Consider the following 22,387-nt stretch of genomic DNA (forward strand, 5'->3'; position numbering starts at 1 on the left):
CTAGAATGACTTAATTCGTTTAATATCGATAGCTTTTCTTCTGTACTATATTTTGAATTCCTATCCACAAAAAATGCCCTCCAAGTATATAAGATGAATTTTCTATTTCATCTGTATACTTAGAGGGCATTATAGCCATCCCGAATACCTGGCGTTTTTATAGTTTAATAGTCTCCGCTCAAAATGGAATTCTTGACGATTACGTAGTCGACCTTACGGATAGCCTCTAGGTCGCGACCACCAGCGTAGGAGATGGATGATTGCAGGTCTTCCTGCATCTCGCGGAGAGTATCCTTAATCGATCCACGGAACGGAACTAGCATCTGCTTACCCTCGACGTTTCGGTAGGCGCCCTTCTGGACCTCGGAGGCCGAGCCCCAGTATTGCTTGTAGCGTTTGCCGTCGATTGTGATGACGTGACCGGGCGACTCCAGGTGACCGGCCAGCATCGACCCGATCATGACCATCGAGGCCCCGAAACGGACAGACTTGGCGATGTCACCGTTGTGGCGGATTCCTCCGTCGGCGATGATTGGCTTACGGGCTGCCTTGGCGCAGAGACGAATGGCCGCAAGCTGCCAGCCACCAGTCCCAAAACCGGTCTTTAGTTTGGTGATGCAGGCCTTGCCGGGGCCCACCCCGACTTTGGTGGCGTCGGCTCCGGAATTCTCTAGGTCTCGGACTGCCTCAGGAGTGGCGACGTTGCCAGCTGTAACGAAGCTGCCTGGTAAATTTCGTTTGATGTACTGAATCATCTTAATGACAAAATCCGAATGACCGTGAGCAACATCAATCGTGATGTATTCTGGGACTAAATGTTCGGCTTTTAGTCGGTCAATGAAGTCATACTCAGCGTCCTTAATGCCGACTGAGATTGAGGCAAATAGCCCGCGCTCGTGCATCCGTTTGATAAAGCCGCTCCGGTCTGCTGGCTGAAAACGGTGCATCACGTAGTAGTAGCCATTCTGCGCTAGCCAGACGGCCAGATCCTCGTTGATGACACTCTCCATGTTGGCAGGTACAACCGGAATTTTGAAGGTCCGTGGTCCAAATTTCACGCTGGTGTCAGCTTCCCGACGGCTTTTAATAATGCACTTGTTAGGAATTAGCTGAATATCATCATAATCGAACGTTTGCACAAGAATTGCTCCTTTTATCATAAAATTACCGTAAGCTATTATGCGCTTATCCCAGACCTTCGTCAATAAAAATATGGACTATTTTTGCTGATACTCGAAAAATAGTTCGGAAAAGTCATTGACGACGGGGGAGTTTTTCGGTAGGATTATGAAGTAAAAGCGTTTTTTACGAAAATAAACGATGAGGTGAATAAGAAATGTCATCAGTTGTAATTGTTGGTAGTCAATGGGGCGATGAAGGAAAGGGGAAGATGACCGATTACCTCAGTCAGGACGCGGACGTTGTTGTCCGTTCCCAGGGTGGTAACAATGCCGGTCACACTATTGCCTTTGATGGAAAGAAATTTGCCCTGCGTTTGGTTCCTTCTGGGATCTTCGGTAAGGATAAGCTGGCCGTTATCGGTAACGGCGTGGTCATTAACCCACCAGCTCTACTGAAGGAGCTCCACTATCTGCAAGACAATGGGATTGATATTTCCGGTCTCCGGATTTCTAGCCGGTCGCACGTGACATTCCCATACCACATTCTGCTCGATAAATGCCAGGAGGCGGCCAAGGGTGATCATAAGGTCGGCACCACCAAGAACGGAATCGGCCCGACTTATATGGACAAGGTTTCCCGGGTCGGGATCCGAATGAGCGACCTGCTCGAAAAGGATACCTTCAAGATTAAGCTGCAACGCAATCTGGCTGAGAAAAACGAACTGTTCACCAAACTTTACCATGTTGACCCACTCAACTTTGACGACATCTTTGAAAGCTACTATGAATACGGTCAGGAACTGAAAAAGTATGTCACCGATACGTCACGGATCGTTAACGATGCCCTCGATCAAGACAAGAAGGTCCTCTTTGAAGGGGCCCAAGGGGTAATGCTGGACGTTGATCAAGGAACCTACCCATACGTCACTGCCTCTAACCCGATCGCCGGGGGTGTCTGCACTGGGGTCGGCGTTGGTCCAAACAAGATTGATACGGTCGTCGGCATCTGCAAGGCTTACTCTACCCGGGTTGGTGCTGGCCCGTTCCCAACTGAACTGACTGATTCGATCGGTGACCAGATCCGCGAGACTGGTCATGAATATGGAACCGTCACTGGGCGGCCGCGTCGGGTCGGCTGGTTTGACAGTGTGGCCATGCGTCATGCTCGTCGAGTTTCTGGTTTGTCCTGCCTCAGTTTGAACCTGCTCGATGTTCTGACTGGGTTGAAGACCGTTAAGATCTGTACATCCTATAAGCTGGATGGCAAGCAGATTGACTACTACCCAGCTAGTCTAAAGGAACTTGACCGTTGCGAACCCGTTTACGAGGAATTGCCAGGCTGGGATGAGGACATCACCGGGGTCAAGAAGTTTGAGGATCTGCCGATCAACGCCCAGAACTACCTGAAGCGGGTCAGCGAGTTGTCCGAAACACCATTAGCGACGGTTTCCGTCGGTGCGGACCGGATCCAGACGATTATCGTTAAGAACCCATGGGAATTATAATTAGATAATGAATAGCTAAGAGGGCATCAAGCAAGACAAAATTGTCTTGCTTGGTGCCCTCTTTTTGACTTAATGTTTATCGTGCAATAAATATACTTGATATTTGATTATGTCAATTAAGTTTAAAATATTTCTGCTATTGAGATTTTTAATATACTCCTATTTGATAGTGATTAATTTAATTAAAGTACTTTTGGGAGATATACATGAAAAAGTTATCATATTAGATTTATAATTATATTTGATTGTTTTTCATTGATTGATTATCTAACAGTTGATTTATCAATATATTTGGTGATGCTTTGATTGTTGGGTTATTCTTTTGATAACCAATGCTATAGAAAGGCGCTTGCGATGACTTTTAAATTTTCTTAAAATAAAAATTGTAAAATATAAAGAATAAAACCGTCATAAATAAACATTTATCCTAATTATGACGGAGAGTACCAAGATTTAGGGGGATTGGTATTATGGTTTCAAAAAATAATCATATGATAAAACGGGCCCAAATTGCCGAACGGGAAGTACCGCACTATGGTTTGCGGAAGCTCGGGGTTGGGGTCGTTTCTGTTTTGTTAGGAACAACGATGTATCTTGGCGCCAACAGTACAGTTGCCAACGCAGATGAGCTCACTAGTGGTGGCGACATCAACGACGGTACCAGCCAGACGGGGGCGAGTGTGCAGAACACTGGTAAGGTTGTGGCTATTAACAATACGGCCACACAGGCAACTCCTGCAACTTCAGCGGCTCAGAGCAGTCAGTCGTCTTCAGCTATAAGTAATAGTGATAGTGTGGCAAATGCAGAAAAGAATTCTAGCTTGTCTGCAAACACTCAGACTAGCCAAAATGGGTCGTCTAGCCAAGTATCCCAAGTTCCTAATTCTCAGATGTCTACCCCGGCAGATGGTACAACGAATATTTCTAGTAATAATCAAAATGAAATTCAGCAAAATAATATTAACGATGAATTAACAGATGGCTATGCAGAAGTTTATCCTATTACTCAATATGCTTGGGGATCGGTATTTAGTGACGTAAATGAATCTAGAGATGTTCCGCCAGTCTATGGGGTAAAAATAAAGTTTGAGAAAGATAATACTGGAAAATATAAGGTAGTCGATCTTGATAATATTGCTAAGGCGGATACTCTAGAGATCAATACTGCGGAGAAAAAGCCAGGTGAATATAAAGCTTATTTTGTCGACAAGTATAATCATAAGTTAACTGTACTAGACCCAAATAAAATTGATACAACTCACAAGTATCCTTTATTCTTAAAAGTAGTTCCATCCGATCAAGAAGATCAGATTTATAATGGCGGTGGAACTGTTCTTCAATCGGTGATGGATCAATATAACCCGATTAAGAATAATAAAACGTTTGAACAGGCAATTGACCTTAGTGGTTATAAAGACTCTGATTTGGAGCAAATCGGTAATTTTTGGTCAATTTTTGATCCAAGCGTTGTAGCAGATAAGGCCTTTAACAATGATTTAGCTAGTGAAAATAATTGGAAAACACTGTACGGGTATCGTTACTGTGTTGCTCCATCTAGCTATATTAAGGCGTTATTAACTACTGGGTTACCAACTATTACTCGTAATGGTCAACAATACTATTTGGTTTTAAATAGTGATTCTACATATAAATCGCAAGATATTGATGAATTATATAATTTATTCAATAATCCTAAAGCACTTCAAAAATCAATTAATGGGTTGGATGTTCAAAATACGACCCTTATTGCTACTAATGAAGATAAAGGTAGCCAAACCTTAGCTAAGCTATATAATGCCGAGACATCTACAGAGCTGAATAATTTAGTTGAAAATTACCAAAATGGTAACGCTACAGCAGCTCAAAATCCTACAGTACTAATGATTCCGGAATTAGGCGAAAATGATGAACTGATTCCGGGAAAATATGCTGGGCGGATGATTTTATATTACAAAGGATTAGGCAGTGACGAAGGATCTCCAGAACTTAAAGTCATGTATTCTTCAATGGATCCAGGATACAGAGGAAAATTGCCATCTATTTATAATTATCTTGGTGGTGGGGACGCCGAATGCGCAGGCATGTTTGTATTACCCCAAAGGTCAACAGCTTCAATTACTTATATTGATGATACGCTCAACAAGCAATTACCTGGTGGTGAGGAAATTGAAGGCCACTATACTGATAAGATTAGTTTTTCAATTGATCCTAGCCAACAAATTGCTAATTATGTAAAGCAAGGCTATAAGTTAGTAAGCAATGACTACAAGCCAGACCAGCTCTTTAATTCAGATGGAGCAAATAATGTGTTTGAAGTGCATTTTGTCCATAATGTTGTACCAAAGTCTCAAACCAAGGTAACGACGCGAACGATTCACTATATTTTAAATGATGGTTCTGTAATGCATGATAATGATGGCAACAAAATTCCAAATGTTGTCCAGAAAGTTATCTATACGGGGAACTCTTACATTGATAAAGTAACGGATAAGCCAGTCAATGCTAAGCAAGATGCTAACAAAAATTGGGTAGTGGATACTACTAATACGGCAACTCCTAAGCCTGAATGGAAGATTACGTCTACAAAAGATAAATTTATTGAAGTACCGTCGCCAGTTGTATCTGGATATGTTGAGACTCCAGAAATTGTCAAAGAAGAAACTCCGGTTATGCCTGAGACGCAAAGTGTCAATGAAGACGTATACGTTGTCTACAAGAAAGCACCAATCACATATAAGACAAACCGGGAAACTAAGACGGTAACGCGGACAATTAAGTACTTAGATAGCCAAACTGGTCAGGAAATCCCTAATGTTAGTGAGATTTCTCAAGTATCTAACCTTTCTCGTGACGAAATTACAGATGAACAAGGTAAAGTAATTGGCTATGGGACAGTAAGCGAGGATGGTCACAGTTACCAGTTGAATAACGCTTGGATGTTGGATAAAAATGGCTGGAAGGAGCAAGGATCTCCGGATCTTACTGCCAAAGGCTACAAGAAGGTGCCGCACTTTATCGATGGTCAAGATGCTTCAATTGTTAAAGAAGCTCAACCTGACTTGGATAATCCGGTAGATCAAACGGTTAAGGTTTACTATGATCACGATACGATACCGGTAACGCCAAATCATCCTCAAGACAAAGATGGTCTACGTCATGATGATCTGAATAAGACGGTAATCCGGACAATTAATTACCAAGATACCACTGGTAAGGCGGTTAATGGTGCACCAGATGGTAAAGCCACTTATCAACAAAGTGCTCACTTTACCCGGACAGCGATTATTGATAAGGTAACGGATAAGATTCTCGGTTACGACACCAATAATGATGGTAAAGTGGATGTTACTATTGGTGATTATGCATGGACACCGATTCACAGTACCTTTGATGAGGTTGATTCTAAAGCGCCAAAGGATCTAGGTTACACTAATGTAGATGTCAGTTCTGTTGGTCAAGAACAGGTTGCATACTATACCCCATCTCAAAAGATTACTGTTACTTACAGCAATGTAAAGCCGGAACAGGTTGAAAAGGCAATCCTGCACATTATTGATATCACTGATGGTAATAAGGAACTGAACTCCTTCAAAGTCTCTGGTAAAGACAATACTGCAATTACCTTTGACGGCGCTGCAGGCAATGTGGATGCATTGACTAAGGCCGGCTATAAGGTTCATAGCATTGTTCAGGCAACAACTGATCCACAGAAACCAACCAAGTATGGAACGGACTATAACACTGCCGCCGGTCAATGGAAGTTCGATAACAAACCAAGTGTCAACCAAGAATTCTATGTCTTCTTGGAACACGACTACACACCGATTAACCCTGAAAATGCTTATGGTCGGAAAGATCTGACACGGAAGGTTGTTGAAACCGTCCACTACGTTGATGAAGCAACTGGTAAACCGGTAGCAAGTGACTACACCAACACGTTAACCTTTACTGGTCAAGGGATGGTCGACAAGGTTACCGGCAAGATGCTTGCTGTGAAGAGTACGGCCAATGGTAAGATTGCCTACGACTACGACCTCAAGAATGAAAAGAATATCAGTACCGCTAAGGATAGCGACTTCGTATGGTCCACGCCAACGGTATTGCAGAAGGTTACGTCACCAACGATTGATGGGTACACGATTGATGCTGCCAAGACCACGCCGAGTGACCTGGCGGATGGTAACGACATTAAGGCCATTGAGAATGTTGCCTACAGCCATGACAACGTGGAAGCCACGGTTTACTACAAGGCCAACCCAGTCGAAGTTCACAAGGCTGAACTGACGATCTACGCTAATGGTCAAGAAGTTGGCAAAACCAGTGCTACGGGCGCTAAGGGGACGGCGATCAGCTTTGAAAATGCTGACAACATCGTTCAGGCTTACCTTAACAATGGTTATAAGTTCGACCACGCTCAAGATGTTACGAATAACCAGAAACTGAGCGGGACTTCATACGACACAATTAACTTCGGTAATTACGCAGCAACCAATAACAGTGATCAGAAGTTTGCCATTTACCTGACGAAGGCACCGGCTAAGACCCAGCAAAGCGCTGAATTGATTATCAATGATGTTACGCCCAAGAAGGCTGTTCAGCTTGGAAAGTATACCCAGTCTGGTCTGGAAGGCACTCCGATTAGCTTCGTCGATACTCAGTCTCAGCTTAATTATCTGCTTAGCCATGGTTATATTTGGAAAGATGTCAGTTACAATGGACAGAGCTTACCTGCTAAGGGTTACCAGGACATCAAGTTTGGTAACTACGATAGTGTTGCTGACAAGGCTGGTGCTAGTCAACAGTGGGTTATTGAATTAGTTCACAACATCAAGAATCAACCGATGACCACCACATCAACGGCTCATGTTCATTACATTATGGCCGATGGTACTAAGGCACCTGCTGACAGCCCAGTTCAAACAATTACCTGGACGAAGACTGATCAGGTTGATCAGGTCACAGGTAAGACGGTTAAGGCTGGCACTTGGACACCAGATAAATCATCCTTTGCTGATGTTGAGTCGCCTGAAGTTCAGAATTATCAGCCAAATATGAAGAATGTTCACTTTGCTGCACCACAACAGGGTAATAGTTATGTTGTCACCGTTATCTACACTAAGAATGATCAGAAGCCATCACCAGTGGATCAAGGGACAATTGAGGTTACGGTTCACGACGTTACGACTGATCAAGACCTAACGGAGTATGGTAAGCAGAGTGGCGTCCAAAAGGTTGGAACTGAATTTAACTATGACAAGACAGGGACACTTAAGGATCTTAAAGACGCAGGTTACAAGATTATCAATCCAGAAGTTACGATCCCGACAACGGTTGCCAAGAGTGACCAACATGTCACGATCTATGTTGAACACCAGATCATTCCGGTAACACCAGACAAGCCAGGCAACGGTTTGAATCGCGACGACTTGACTAAGACGGTTACTGAAACGATTCACTACGAAGGTGCTGGTGAGCAGACTCCTGCCGCTAAGACCGCTAAATTATTCTTTAATGGAACGGCCTACTATGATAGTGTCACGAAGAAGTGGACGTATGCTAGTGGCAATGAACTCAAGGACCAGACCGAGAACGTTACCTGGATTGCTCAAAGTGGTAATCAGTTTGCAACGGTCGTAACCCCGACGATCAATGGCTATACCTCCAAGGTTCAAGAGGGTTACGATGACGGTCAAGGCAATGTTAAGGAAATCCCTGGCATTGACCAGAACTCCAAGGATATTGATATTACGGTTGCTTATAGCAAGGCTGTTCAACCGACGAGTCCAACACAACCGACGAACAAGCCAACAAATCCGACGAGTCCAACGCAGCCGACGAAGAAGCCGACAAGCCCGACGAGTCCGATGATAAAGCCAGTACCACAGACAAACACGCTTAAGGCTGTTCCAACTGCACAGCTGGTTAGCCGGTACCATGGTCTTCCCGCATCGCAACGGTCAGCTCAACAGAATAGCACCAAGTTGCCACAGACAGGTAATCAAGAGGCCATTTCTGCTGCTTCTCTTGGCCTGATGGGTCTGGCACTTGCTGGAGGTCTCGCTGGTATGAAAAAAACGTTATGAATAGTATTGATGCTTGGCATTGATTAGCTTCCTAAGTCTTAAAACAAACAGACTCCTAAAACTTTATGATCGATGATTTAGGATTATCAGTGTCGAGTGAAAACGGCTCACGATTAATTTTGATCGTGAGCCGTTTTTTGTATGGATTAAGTAGACATCAATTATATTGATCTTGTGTAACCTTTATGGTTGATGATCGATTAGTTTCTCAAGCATCACCTGGTTAATACAGTGATTCTTCATTGCCGATAAATCAAATGAAAATTTTGTCTATAGTTATCTGTCTATATAGATATGTATAGAGAAATGACCAGATGTGTTCTATCTTAAGTCGAGTCTCTTGGCTTGGGATGGGCATATTACAAGGTTTGCCAATAGAACTACTAACGAATTGGTATCCTAATACGCCATTAAACTTTTGATGGTGAAAATGTGAGTCTGAAGATGAGGCATATAAAGACCCTGAGTAAAATTATAAAGTGCAATTTAATAAACAAAATTCCAACGTATTTTAAGGCAATTCAAATCATACAGTTTTCTCGGTGTTTTTTATATGATTAGTTATCGCTAAATAGGCAAAGTGTTTTTTCATTAGTAATAAAAAATAAATGGTTGATAGTTGAAATGGGGACGACTATTACTACAATAGCGAGAACAAAAGCAGTATCGACAAGCAAATTAAACGTATGAAAAAATAATCATATTTAATTAATAATTAAAATTGCTAGTTTATTTATTGTTACGTGATGGAAAGCTGGCTTATCGGTGCATTGATGGATTACTAATTTTTATATAACCATTAAAACATTAATCTATTACTTGTTATAAAAAATATTTTTAATAAAATATAAATTGTATAACAAGTCATTCTAATCATGAAGCTACTTTAAAATTAACCATGATGTGGAGTGCTAAAGTTTAGGGGGATTGGTATTTATGGTTTCAAAGAATAATCATGCGATGAAACAAGCTCAGATAGCCGAGCGTGAAGTGCCGCACTATGGCTTACGGAAGCTTGGAATTGGGGTTGTTTCTGTTTTACTGGGAACTACGATGTATTTTGGTGCCAACAATATGATTGCCGATGCAGCAACGATTGACGATAACGGTAGTACGACCAGTGATGCTGCGAAAACGACTGCATCACAGCCGGCAGTTACCAATAGTGTCGTTCCCTTACATACAGATGTAGCTACCCATAATTCGGCAGCTTCACAACCAGCTACAAGTGATGCTAACACTACTACGTCGTCTTCATCAGCTGATTCGACCAATACAGTTGCATCAAATCAAGTAAATCAACCTGTTGTTGCACAAGACCAGAGTGAAAGATCAACGACCCCGTCGGATCCGACTACAAATGCTGGGTCAGTTATCCTATACAGTTATAATGAAGGAACCGCCTATCAAGGGGAAAACTACATAAAAATTCCTTATAAATATAACGCAGCAACCGGTAAATATGATGTTATTAAGTTAGACCCTCATAGTAACCAGATACTAAATAATAAGGATTGGCAGCTTACAAGTACAACGGACAATCCAGGGGAAATCATTTATCGAAATAACCATAATCAGGTTATCTCAAGCTTTGATCCAAACACATTGGTTGATAAGTCGGCTAACACCGCCGTCTTTGTCGACATATCTGGAGATGGTATGGGCAAAAGTATAAATTCCTTTCAGCAGCAATTGGACAAGCACCCAATTAAGCTAACTGATGGAATGTGGACGGACCAATATCAGATCAATGATTCTAATGCCTACCTTCTAACTGCTGGTCCACTTTCAATTAATGGACCAGCAGAACTCATGCAGGCCCAGACTAAGGCTGGTATGTCGTATTCCTATCCTAAAGATAATTTCGTGTTTAATAATTTACCAAAGGATTATTATAAGCCTTTTGTGAATTTGGGGACCCTTTCGACTGGTGATGGGGTTAAACTTAAGGCCGATGGAACTTATGATTTGAGTGGCTTGCCAAACGATGAAACTGTTAATTTATACGTTGATCCGATTAATCATAGCGGTGATCTTTTAAATGAGGAACAGCTTCAACATGTGGTTAACCTAATGGCTGACGCAGCCCAAGGAAAGAAGGCCCAGTGGGTTCAGGTCTCTAGCGGAAATGATACCGGACAGGAAGAATTCGTTAATTTGACAACTAACGAAAAAGTGGCTATCGATAGTGACGACTTGTTGTCTTCGTATTTTGGCAATAGGGTTGTAAAAACAAGTGACTCGGCAGATGAGACACTTAATAAGATTGCTGATCCTTCCTTATATAATGGAGTTTATGAATGCTCTAGTCAGGTTTTACCAATTTTTGGCTATAGTCAGACTGGACAGCGGGACTATAATAAGCCGGTTGCCTTAGTAGGTATTTATCCCACATATGATGGTAAGGTATTGTTAGCTTCTCGGATGATTGACCCAAACTATCAAGGGCAATTAGATAGTATTTGGTCCTATGTAGTTGGTGGGTCTAGTGATGGATCAATTGGTTTTCTTTACATGCCAGTCGTTAATGAACATACGACTGGTCAAGTTAAGTTTGTTGATGTGACTGATCCACAGAAGCCGCAGCCGCTGAAAGTCGATAACCTTAATGGCATGGTTGGTACAATGATGGATCTATCGACAGCGCAGAAACAGTTAGATGACTATCTTTCCACTAAGGGTGGCGGGTATATACTCGCTGATGATAACAGTGCGATAAATCGCAATTCTCAGATTATTTCAAAAGAGTTTACTGATCAGGTTGAAAAGAATGTTATTACAATTAACTTGATGCACCTGCAGAAGGCAACTTTGAAATATGTCGATGATAGTGAAGGAGGCCAACCAATTGATTATGGTTACTATGATGAAGATGGCCTCCAAGGTAAAGCTGGGCAGGCAATTACCTTTACCACTAATCCGGTAAAAACGATTGCACTATTAAAAAAACGTCATTACGTCTTTGCTAGTGCAAGTGGGAATGCTGTAAAACTTAAGCCGGGAGTAGACGATAAAGCAGGGCTTAACGATTATATAATTGCTAATTACAATACTGCTACCGATGATGTACAAAATATTGTTATACATATGAAGCATGCCTATGATACAGTCTCGAAGTCTAAGACTGTCAAAGAGACAATCAATTACTTGTATGCAGGTAGTAAATGGCCAGCTGCATCAGTTTATCACGCCAAAGATATCACCTTTACGGGAACCCAGAGTAAGGACGAGGTCACAGGAGAAACGGTTGGCGACATCAAGTGGACACCAACTACTAGCGACTTTCAAAATGTGGAAAGCCCGAAGATCAAGGGTTACACGGCTGACCAGCTTCAGGCAGGTGCCATAACTGTTAATCCAGATAGTCAAAACGTGGTTATCAATGTTTACTACAAGGCTGACCAGCAACCGCTAACCTACACAGTCATTGATGATACGACGGGTAAAACGTTGGAAGATCATCAAGATTTGGCCAAGGGTGATACTAATAGCCTGATTCCTAATAGTGTGGCCTCCAAGTACGACCAAATTCGGAACGGCTGGATTGCCAAGGGTTACCAGCTGGATTTGAACGAAGCTAATGGTCTCGGTTACGATTTCCTACCGGATAACTTCGGGACTGGTGCCCAGAATGTCACGGTTTACTTAATTCATGGTCAAAAGACAGTTCCTGCTAAGGATACAGCGGACATTACGGAGACAATCCATTATGTTTATGGAAATGGTCCTAAGAAAGGTCAGCCAGCTGCCAAGGATTATGAAAAGACGTATCACTTCACGGCTACAGAAATTGTGGATGCCATCACTGGTGACCCAATTCTGATAAATGGTCAGCCGCAGCTTACTTGGAGCTCTGATCAGCATGCTGATGCCGTTGAGAGTCCAGTAGCTTATGACCGTAACTACACGCCAGAACAGATAATGGTTCCAGGACAATTGATCAGCCATGATAGTCAGCCAATTAAAATTACTGTTTATTATTATGTTGGTGATCAGAACGTTCATGTTCACTATATTGACGTCAATAATGTACCAGCTGGCAAGAATGGTTATCAGCCAACTGATGGTAACGAGTTAATTAACCACGAGCAGAACTTGAAGGGTGAAGCTGGCGATCATTACAGTAACACGCTGTGGAACTACGCTGGTGCGGGTTATCAGCTCGCTCAAGATCCAGATCCAGCAGCAAAACACGGGACATTTGATGATGACTCCCAGTCGGATCAGGATTACTATGTCTACCTGACACATAAGCTGGACGATGTTACATCGACTAAGCAAGTTAGGGAAACGATTAATTATCTCTACAAGAATAATAATCAAATTGCCGCTCCAGCTCACCACGCCAAAGCCATTAGCTTCACGGGAACTCAGAGCAAGGATGAGGTCACCGATGAAATGGTTGGCGACATCAAGTGGACACCAGCTACTAGTGACTTCCAAAATGTGGAAAGCCCGCAGATCACTGGTTACACGGCTGACCAGCTTCAGGCAGGTGCCACAACTGTTAATCCAGATAGTCAAGATGTGATCATCAACGTTTACTACAGTGCTGACCAACAACCGTTGACCTATACGGTGGTTGACGACACAGCTGATAAGACGTTAGTTAATTCCCAAAACTTGGCTAATGGTGATACCAACAGCCTGATTCCAAATAGTGTAGCATTCAAGTACGATCAGATTCGGAATAGTTGGTTGAATAAGGGCTACCAGCTGGACACGACCAAGGTTAATGGCCTTGGTTACGATTTACTGCCGGACAACTTCGGGACTGGTGCCCAGAATGTCACGATTTACTTGGTTCACGGCCAAAAGACAGTACCGGTTAAGGACACTACAGCTGGTGACGCTACTCAAACGATTACCTACATTTATGGCAATGGTCCAAAGGAAGGACAGACGGCTGCACCAACCAAGGCAACGACCTACCACTTCACGGCTACGGAAATTGTCGATGCGGTTACTGGTGATCCAATTCTTAAGGATGGCCAGCCGCAGCTGACTTGGAGTCCAACTCAATTGACGGATGTGGTTACGACACCAGCGGCTACGGACACCAATTACACTCCTGATCAAACTAATATTCCAGCTGAGCGGATCAACCATGGCGATAAGCTAAACCACGTTGTTCGCTACTATATTGGTAATCAGAACGTTCATGTTCACTACATTGACGTCAATAATGTACCAGCTGGTAAGAATGGTTATCAGCCAACCGATGGTAACGAGTTGATTAACCACGAGCAGAACTTGAAGGGTGAGGCTGGAGAAAGTTATACCAACGCACTGTGGAACTACGCTGGTGCGGGTTATCAGCTTGCACAGGCTTTGGATCCAGCAACAAAACACGGAACGTTTGATGACGACTCCCAGATGGATCAGAACTACTACGTCTACCTGACACATAAGCTGGACGATGTTACATCGACTAAGCAAGTTGGGGAAACGATTAATTACCTTTATAAGAATAATAATCAAATTGCTGCTCCAGCTCACCACGCCCAAGCCATTAACTTTACGGGAACTCAGAGCAAGGATGAGGTCACCGGTGAAATGGTTGGCGACATCAAGTGGACGCCAGCTACTAGCGACTTCCAAAATGTGGAAAGCCCGCAGATCACTGGTTATGAGGCTGATCAACTTCAGGCAGGTGCCACAACTGTTAAGCCAACCAGTCAAGACGTGGTCATCAACGTTTACTACAGCGCTGACCAACAACCGTTGACCTACACAGTCATTGATGATACGACGGGCAAGACTTTGGAAGATCGTCAAGAATTGGCCAAGGGTGATACGAACAGCCTGATTCCAAATAGTGTGGCCTCCAAGTACGATCAGATTCGGAATAGTTGGTTGAACAAGGGCTATCAACTGGACACGACCAAGGTTAATGGCCTCGGTTATGATTTCCTGCCGGATAACTTTGGTACAGATGCCCAGAATGTCACAATTTACCTGGTTCACGGCCAAAAGACGGTGCCGGTTAAGGACACCACAGCTGGTGACGCTACTCAAACGATTACCTACGTCTATGGCAATGGTCCAAAGGAAGGACAGACGGCTGCACCAACCAAGGCAACGACCTACCACTTCACGGCTACGGAGATTGTCGATGCGGTTACTGGAGAGCCGATTTTAAAGGATGGCCAGCCGCAAGTAACCTGGAGTCCAACTCAACTGACGGATGCAGTTACGACACCAGCGGCTGAAGATACCAGCTACACTCCTGATCAAACCAGTGTTCCGGCTGAGCGGATCAACCATGGTGACAAGCTGACCCACGTTGTTCGCTACTATGTTGGTGATCAGAACGTTCATGTTCACTACATTGACGTTAATAATGTACCAGCTGGCAAGAATGGTTATCAGCCAACTGATGGTAACGAGTTAGCTAACCATCTGCAAAGTCTGCGCGGTGCCGCTGGGGAAAGTTACACCAACGCGCTGTGGAACTACGCTAGTGCTGGCTATGAGCTTGCACAGGCCTTGGATCCAGCAGTAAAACACGGGACGTTTGATGATGACTCCCAGATGGATCAGAACTACTACGTCTACCTGAAACATGGGTTGGATAATGTTAAAACGACTAAGACTGTTAAGGAAACAATCAACTACTTGTACGCCGATAGTAATCGGCTGGCTGCACCAAGCTATCAAGCTCACGATATCACCTTCACGGGAACTCAGAGTAAAGACAAAGTTACTGGTGAAATGGTTGGCGATATCAAGTGGACGCCAGCTAAGGGCAATTTCCAAGATGTAACAAGCCCGCAGATCACTGGTTACACAGCTGATCATGCTAAGGCTGGGGCAAAAACCGTTATGCCAACTAGTCAAAACGTTGTTATCAATGTTTACTACAAGGCTGACCAACAACCGTTGACCTACACAGTCATTGATGATACAACGGGCAAGACTTTGGAAGACCATCAAGACTTGGCCAAGGGTGATACGAACAGCCTGATTCCAAATAGTGTGGTCTTCAAGTACGATCAGATTCGGAATAGTTGGTTGAACAAGGGCTATCAACTGGACACGACCAAGGTTAATGGCCTTGGTTATGATTTCCTGCCGGACAACTTTGGTACTGATGCCCAGAACGTCACAATTTACCTAGTTCACGGCCAAAAGACGGTGCCAGTTAAGGACACTACAGCTGGCGATGCTACTCAAACGATTACCTATGTTTATGGCAATGGTCCAAAGGAAGGACAGTCGGCTGCACCAACCAAGGCAACGACCTATCACTTCACGGCTACGGAGATTGTCGATGCGGTTACTGGAGAACCGATTTTAAAGGATGGCCAGCCGCAATTAACTTGGAGTCCAACTCAACTGACGGATGCGATTACGACACCAGCGGCTGAGGACACCAACTACGTCCCTGATCAAACCAGTGTTCCAGCTGAGCGGATCAACCATGGCGATAAGCTGACCCACGTTGTTCACTACTATGTTGGTAATCAGAACGTCCATGTTCACTACATTGACGTTAATAATATCAAGGCTGGTAAGAAAGGCTACCAGCCAACCGATGGTAATGAGTTGATTAACCACGAGCAGAACTTGAAGGGTGAAGCTGGAGAAAGTTACACTAATACACTGTGGAACTACGCGGGTGCGGGTTATCAGCTAGCGCAGGCCTTGGATCCAGCAACAAAACACGGGACATTTGATGATGACTCCCAGACGGATCAGGATTACTATGTCTACCTGACACATGAGCTAGACAAGGTTCCAACAACTAAGACCGTCAATGAAACAATTAACTACTTGTACACCGATAGCGATCGGCCAGCTGCACCAAGTTATCAAGCCCCTGCAATCACCTTCACAGGAAGCCAGCATAAGGACAAGGTTACTGGTGATTTGATTGGCGATATTACGTGGGAATCGGCTAATGATAAATTTAAAGATGTGGCAAGCCCGAAGATCACGGGTTATACAGCTGATCAACTTCAGGCGGGAGCCGTAACTGTTACGCCAAAGAGTCAAGACGTGGTCATTAATGTTTACTACAGTGCTGATCAACAACCGCTGACCTACACAGTCATTGATGATACGACGGGCAAGACTTTGGAAGATCATCAAGGCCTGGCCAAAGGTAATACCAATAGCCTGATTCCAAATAGTGTGGCCTCCAAGTACGATCAGATTCGAAACATTTGGCTTGCCAAGGGCTACCGGCTGGACCTAAGCAAAGCTAATGGTCTCGGTTACGATTTCCTGCCAGATAACTTCGGTACTGGTGCTCAGAATGTCACAGTTTACTTAATTCATGGTCAAAAGACAGCTCCTGCTAAGGATACCGCAGACATTACGGAGATAATTCATTATGTTTACGGAAATGGTCCTAAGAAGGGCCAGCCGGCTGCCAAGGATTATGAAAAGACGTATCACTTCACCGCTACGGAAATTGTCGATGCTATCACTGGTGACCCAATTCTAAAGGATGGTCAGCCACAACTTACTTGGAGCGCCGATCAACATACTGATGCTGTTGAGAGTCCAGTAGCTTATGACCGTAACTACACGCCAGAGCAGACGATGGTCCCAGGTCAACTAATCAGTCACAACAGTCAGCCGATCGAAATTATCATTCCTTATTATGTTGGGAATCAGAATGTTCATATTCACTACATTGATGTTAATGGCGTCAAAGTCGGAACTGGCAGTTACCAATCAACTGATGGTGTTGAACTAACTAATCATGAACAGAATCTGAAAGGTGAAGCTGGCGATCATTACAGCAATACGTTGTGGAACTACGTTGGCTCGAATTATAAGCTTGCGCAAGCTCTGGACCCAGCAACGGAACAAGGAACGTTTGATGATGATTCCCAGACGGATCAAGATTACTATGTCTACCTGACACACGAGTTAGACAAGGTTACGACGACTAAGCAAGTTGGGGAAACAATTAATTACCTTTATAAGAGTAATAGTCAAGTTGCCGCTCCGGCTTACCACGCCAAAGATATCACCTTCACGGGAACTCAGAGTAAGGACGAGGTCACCGGTAAAATGGTTGGCGACATCAAGTGGACACCAACCACTAGTGACTTCCAAGATGTGGCAAGCCCGAAGATCAAGGGTTACACGGCTGACAAGCTTCAGGCTGGAGCTGCAAGCGTTAATCCAGATAGTCAAGACGTTGTTATCAACGTTTACTACAAGGCTGACCAACAGCCGCTGACGTACACAGTCGTTGATGATATGACTGGCAAGACTTTGGAAGATCATCAAGACTTGGCCAAGGGTGATACCAACAGCCTGATTCCAGGTAGCATAACTACTGAATATGAACAGATTCGGAACAACTGGATAAACAAGGGCTACCAGTTGGATACGGCTAAAGCAAGCGGCCTCGGCTATGATATTCTTCCAAATACCTTTGGTACGGCTCCACAAAACGTAACAATTTACTTAATTCATGGTCAAAAGACAGCTCCTGCTAAGGATACCGCGGATATTACGGAGACAATCCATTATGTTTATGGCAATGGTCCTAAGAAGGGCCAGCTGGCTGCCAAGAATTATGAAAAGACGTATCACTTCACCGCTACGGAAATTGTCGATGCTATCACTGGTGATCCAATTCTTAAGGATGGCCAGCCGCAGCTGACTTGGAGCCCTGATCAACATACAGATGTCGTTGAGAGCCCAACAGCTTATGATCGCGATTACGTACCAAAACAGACGATAGTTCCAGGTCAGCTAATTAGTCATAATAGTCAACCGATCGAAATTATCATTCCTTACTTTGTCGGTAGCCAAAATGTTCATATTCACTACATTGATGTTAATGGTATTAAAGCCGGCAAGAATGGTTATCAACCAACCGATGGTAATGAGTTGACCAATCATCTACAAAGCCTGAAGGGTGAAGCTGGGGAAAGTTATACCAACACACTGTGGAATTACGCTGGCTCGAGCTATAAACTTGCTCAAGCATTGGATCCGGCAGCGGAACAAGGAACATTTGATGATGATTCTCAGATAGACCAGGATTACTATGTCTACCTGAAGCATGAGCTGGATAACGTTACAACGACTAAGACTGTCGAGGAGATAATCAGCTACTTGTACGCTGACAGCAATCGACCAGCTGCACCAAGCCAAGTTCACAACATTACCTTCACGGGAACCCAGCATCACGACAAGGTTACTGATAAACGAGTAGGTAATATTAAGTGGACACCAGCTAATGGCAACTTCCAGGATGTAGTAAGCCCAAAGATCACTGGTTACACGGCTGATCATACTAAGGCTGGGGCCGCAACTGTTACTCCAGCCAGTCGAAATATTGTTATCAATGTTTACTACAAAGCTGACCAGCAACCACTGACCTACACAGTCATTGATGATACGATCGGTAAGACTTTGGAAGATCATCAAGACCTAGCTAAGGGTAATACCAATAGTCTGATTCCAAATAGTGTGGCCTCTAAGTACGATCAGATTCGGAATGGCTGGCTTGCTAAGGGTTACCAGTTAGATACAACCAAGGCTAATGGTCTCGGATATGACTTCCTGCCAGATAACTTTAGTATTGGCGCCCAAAACGTCACAGTTTATCTGGTTCATGGTCAAAAGACGGTACCGGTTAAGGACGCTACAGCTGGTAATGCTACTCAAACGATTACCTACATTTATGGTAATGGCCCAAAGAAGGGACAGACAGCTGCACCAACCAAGGCAACGACTTACCACTTCACGGCAACGGAAATTGTTGATGCGGTTACTGGAAAGCCGATTTTAAAGGATGGCCAGCCGCAAGTAACCTGGAGTCCAACTCAACTGACGGATGTGGTTACGACACCAACGGCTGAGGACACTAATTACACCCCTGATCAAACCAGTATTCCAGCTGAGCGGATCAATCATGGCGATAAGCTGACCCATGTTATTCACTACTATATTGGTGACCAGAACATCCACGTTCACTACATTGACGTTAATGGCGTTAAAGTGGGTAAAGACGGGTATCAATCGGCTGACGGTAACGAATTAACCAGTCACTTGCAGAGCCTGAAGGGTGAAGCTGGTGCTAAGTACACCAATGTACTTTGGGACTATGGTGACTTTGGCTATAAGCTTGTCCAAAAAGATTCAGGTGCTACGGCCGGAAGTTTCGACGGTGATTCTAAGACGGATCAAAACTATTACGTTTACCTAACGCATGACCTTGATACCATTAAGACCACTAAGCAAGTTGGCGAGATAATCAACTACCTTTACAAGAGTAATCACCAGTCCGCGGTTCCGGCTTATCATGCCAAGAACATCATCTTCACTGGAACTCAGAGTAAAGACAAAGTTACTGGTGAAATGGTTGGCGATATCAAGTGGACGCCAACTACTAGTGACTTCCAAGATGTGGAAAGCCCGAAGATCACTGGTTACACAGCTGATCATGCTAAGGCTGGGGCAAAAACCGTTATGCCAACTAGTCAAAACGTTGTTATCAATGTTTACTACAAGGCTGATCAACAACCGCTGACTTATACGGTAGTTGACAGCACAGCTAACAAGACGTTGGTTGATCATCAAGACCTAGCTAAGGGTAATACCAATAGTCTGATTCCAAATAGTGTGGCCTCTAAGTACGATCAGATTCGGAACGGCTGGCTTGCGAAAGGCTACCAGTTAGATACAACTAAGGCCAATGGTCTCGGATATGACTTCTTGCCGGATAACTTCGGGACTGGTGCCCAGAATGTCATAATTTACCTGGTTCACGGCCAAAAGACGGTATCGGTTAAGGATACCGCGGCTGGGGACGCTACTCAAACGATTACCTACGTCTATGGCAATGGTCCAAAGAAGGGGCAGACGGCTGCACCAACCAAGGCAACGACCTACCACTTCACGGCTACGGAGGTTGTCGATGCGGTTACTGGAGAGCCGATTTTAAGGGATGGCCAGCCGCAATTAACTTGGAGTCCAGTTCAACTGACGGATGCAGTTATGACACCAGCGGCTGAGGACACCAACTACGTCCCTGATCAAACCAGTGTTCCAGCTGAGCGGATCAACCATGGCGATAAGCTAAACCACGTTGTTCGCTACTATGTTGGTGACCAGAACGTCCACGTTCACTACATTGATGTCAACGGCATTAAAGCCGCCAAGAATGGTTATCAGCCAACCGATGGTAACGAGTTGATTAACCACGAGCAGAACTTGAAGGGTGAGGCTGGAGAAAGTTATACCAACGCACTGTGGAACTACGCTGGTGCGGGTTATCAGCTTGCACAGGCTTTGGATCCAGCAACAAAACAAGGAACGTTTGATGACGACTCCCAGACGGATCAGGATTACTATGTCTACCTGACACATAAGCTGGACGATGTTACATCGACTAAGCAAGTTGGGGAAACAATTAATTACCTCTATAAGAGTAATAACCAGGTTGCCGCTCCAGCTCACCACGCCCAAGCCATTAACTTTACGGGAACTCAGAGTAAGGATGAGGTCACCGGTAAAATGGTTGGCGACATCAAGTGGACGCCGGATAACGGCAGCTTCCAAGATGTAGTAAGCCCGAAGATCACTGGTTACACGGCTGATCATACTAAGGCTGGAGCTACAAACGTTAATCCGGATAGTCAAGACGTGGTCATCAACGTTTACTACAGTGCTAACCAACAACCGCTGACTTATACGGTAGTTGACGGCACAGCTAACAAGACGTTGGTTGATCATCAAGGCCTAGCCAAGGGTGATACGAATGGTCTGATTCCAAATAGTGTAGCATTCAAGTACGATCAGATTCGGAATAGTTGGTTGAACAAGGGCTATCAACTGGACACGACCAAGGTTAATGGCCTCGGTTACGATTTACTGCCGGATAACTTCGGGACTGGTGCCCAGAATGTCACAATTTACCTGGTTCACGGCCAAAAGACGGTGCCAGTTAAGGACACCACGGCTGGGGACGCTACTCAGATAATTACCTACGTTTATGGCAATGGTCCGAAGAAGGGGCAGACAGCTGCGCCAACCAAGGCAACGACCTATCACTTCACGGCTACGGAGATTGTCGATGCGGTTACTGGAGAGCCGATTTTAAAGGATGGTCAGCCGCAGCTGACTTGGAGTCCAACTCAATTGACGGATGTGGTTACGACACCAGCGGCTGAGGATACCAACTACGCCCCTGATCAAATCAGTGTTCCTTCTGAGCGGATTGATCATGGAGACAGATTGACGCACGTTGTTTACTATTACGTCAACCAGCAACCGACGAGTCCAACGCAGCCGACGAACAAGCCAACGAGTCCGACGAGTCCAACGCAGCCGACAAATAAGCCAACAAGCCCGACGAGCCCAACGCAGCCGACAAATAAGCCAACAAGTCCGACGAGTCCAACACAGCCGACGAACAAACCAACAAGCCCGTCGACCAAGCCAGCACCACAGACAAAAACGCTTAAGACTGTTCCGACTACACAGCAGGTTAACCTTCACCGGGGCACTCCTGTATCGCAACGGCCAGCTCGACAGAATAGTACCAGATTGCCACAGACAGGTAATCAAGATGCTGTTTCCGCTGCTTCTCTTGGCCTGATGGGTTTGGCACTTGCTGGAGGTCTCGCTGGTATGAAGAAGCGTCATGAATAGAGTATGAAATCTTGGCACTGATAGATCCTAAATTTTAATGTAAAGTTGA

Annotated in this window: 4 protein-coding genes; 3 read left to right on the forward strand and 1 reads right to left on the reverse strand. The window is 44.4% G+C overall.

All coding sequences use genetic code 11. From position 1 onward, the window contains the following. Nucleotides 1–164: 164 nt before the first annotated feature. Nucleotides 165–1,139: a GMP reductase gene (locus CK797_RS07375; protein WP_104689118.1), complete on the reverse strand. Its 975-nt coding sequence runs from the start codon at nucleotides 1,137–1,139 to the stop codon at nucleotides 165–167. A 197-nt stretch (nucleotides 1,140–1,336) separates the two neighbouring features. Here CK797_RS07375 and CK797_RS07380 point away from each other — a divergent pair, with 197 nt between their 5' ends. From CK797_RS07380 to CK797_RS07390, 3 genes are all read left to right on the forward strand, one after another. Then, nucleotides 1,337–2,626 carry an adenylosuccinate synthase gene (locus CK797_RS07380; protein WP_104689119.1) on the forward strand — a complete coding sequence of 430 codons (1,290 nt, stop codon included), beginning with the start codon at nucleotides 1,337–1,339 and terminating at the stop codon, nucleotides 2,624–2,626. 470 nt (nucleotides 2,627–3,096) lie between these two features. Further along, complete coding sequence (locus CK797_RS07385) at nucleotides 3,097–8,709, forward strand: mucin-binding protein (RefSeq protein WP_104689120.1); 5,613 nt, start codon at nucleotides 3,097–3,099, stop codon at nucleotides 8,707–8,709. 936 nt (nucleotides 8,710–9,645) lie between these two features. Continuing rightward, nucleotides 9,646–22,338, forward strand: a complete 12,693-nt coding sequence (locus CK797_RS07390) for a mucin-binding protein (protein WP_104689121.1) — start codon at nucleotides 9,646–9,648, stop codon at nucleotides 22,336–22,338. Nucleotides 22,339–22,387: the final 49 nt, after the last annotated feature.

This window comes from Limosilactobacillus pontis, from assembly GCF_002940945.1.
Lineage (GTDB): Bacteria > Bacillota > Bacilli > Lactobacillales > Lactobacillaceae > Limosilactobacillus > Limosilactobacillus pontis_A.

Coding starts and splice junctions, on each gene's coding strand:
- CK797_RS07390 (WP_104689121.1), top strand. CDS start 9,646: ATGGTTTCAAAGAATAATCATGCGATGAAACAAGCTCAGATAGCCGAG.
- CK797_RS07385 (WP_104689120.1), top strand. CDS start 3,097: ATGGTTTCAAAAAATAATCATATGATAAAACGGGCCCAAATTGCCGAA.
- CK797_RS07380 (WP_104689119.1), top strand. CDS start 1,337: ATGTCATCAGTTGTAATTGTTGGTAGTCAATGGGGCGATGAAGGAAAG.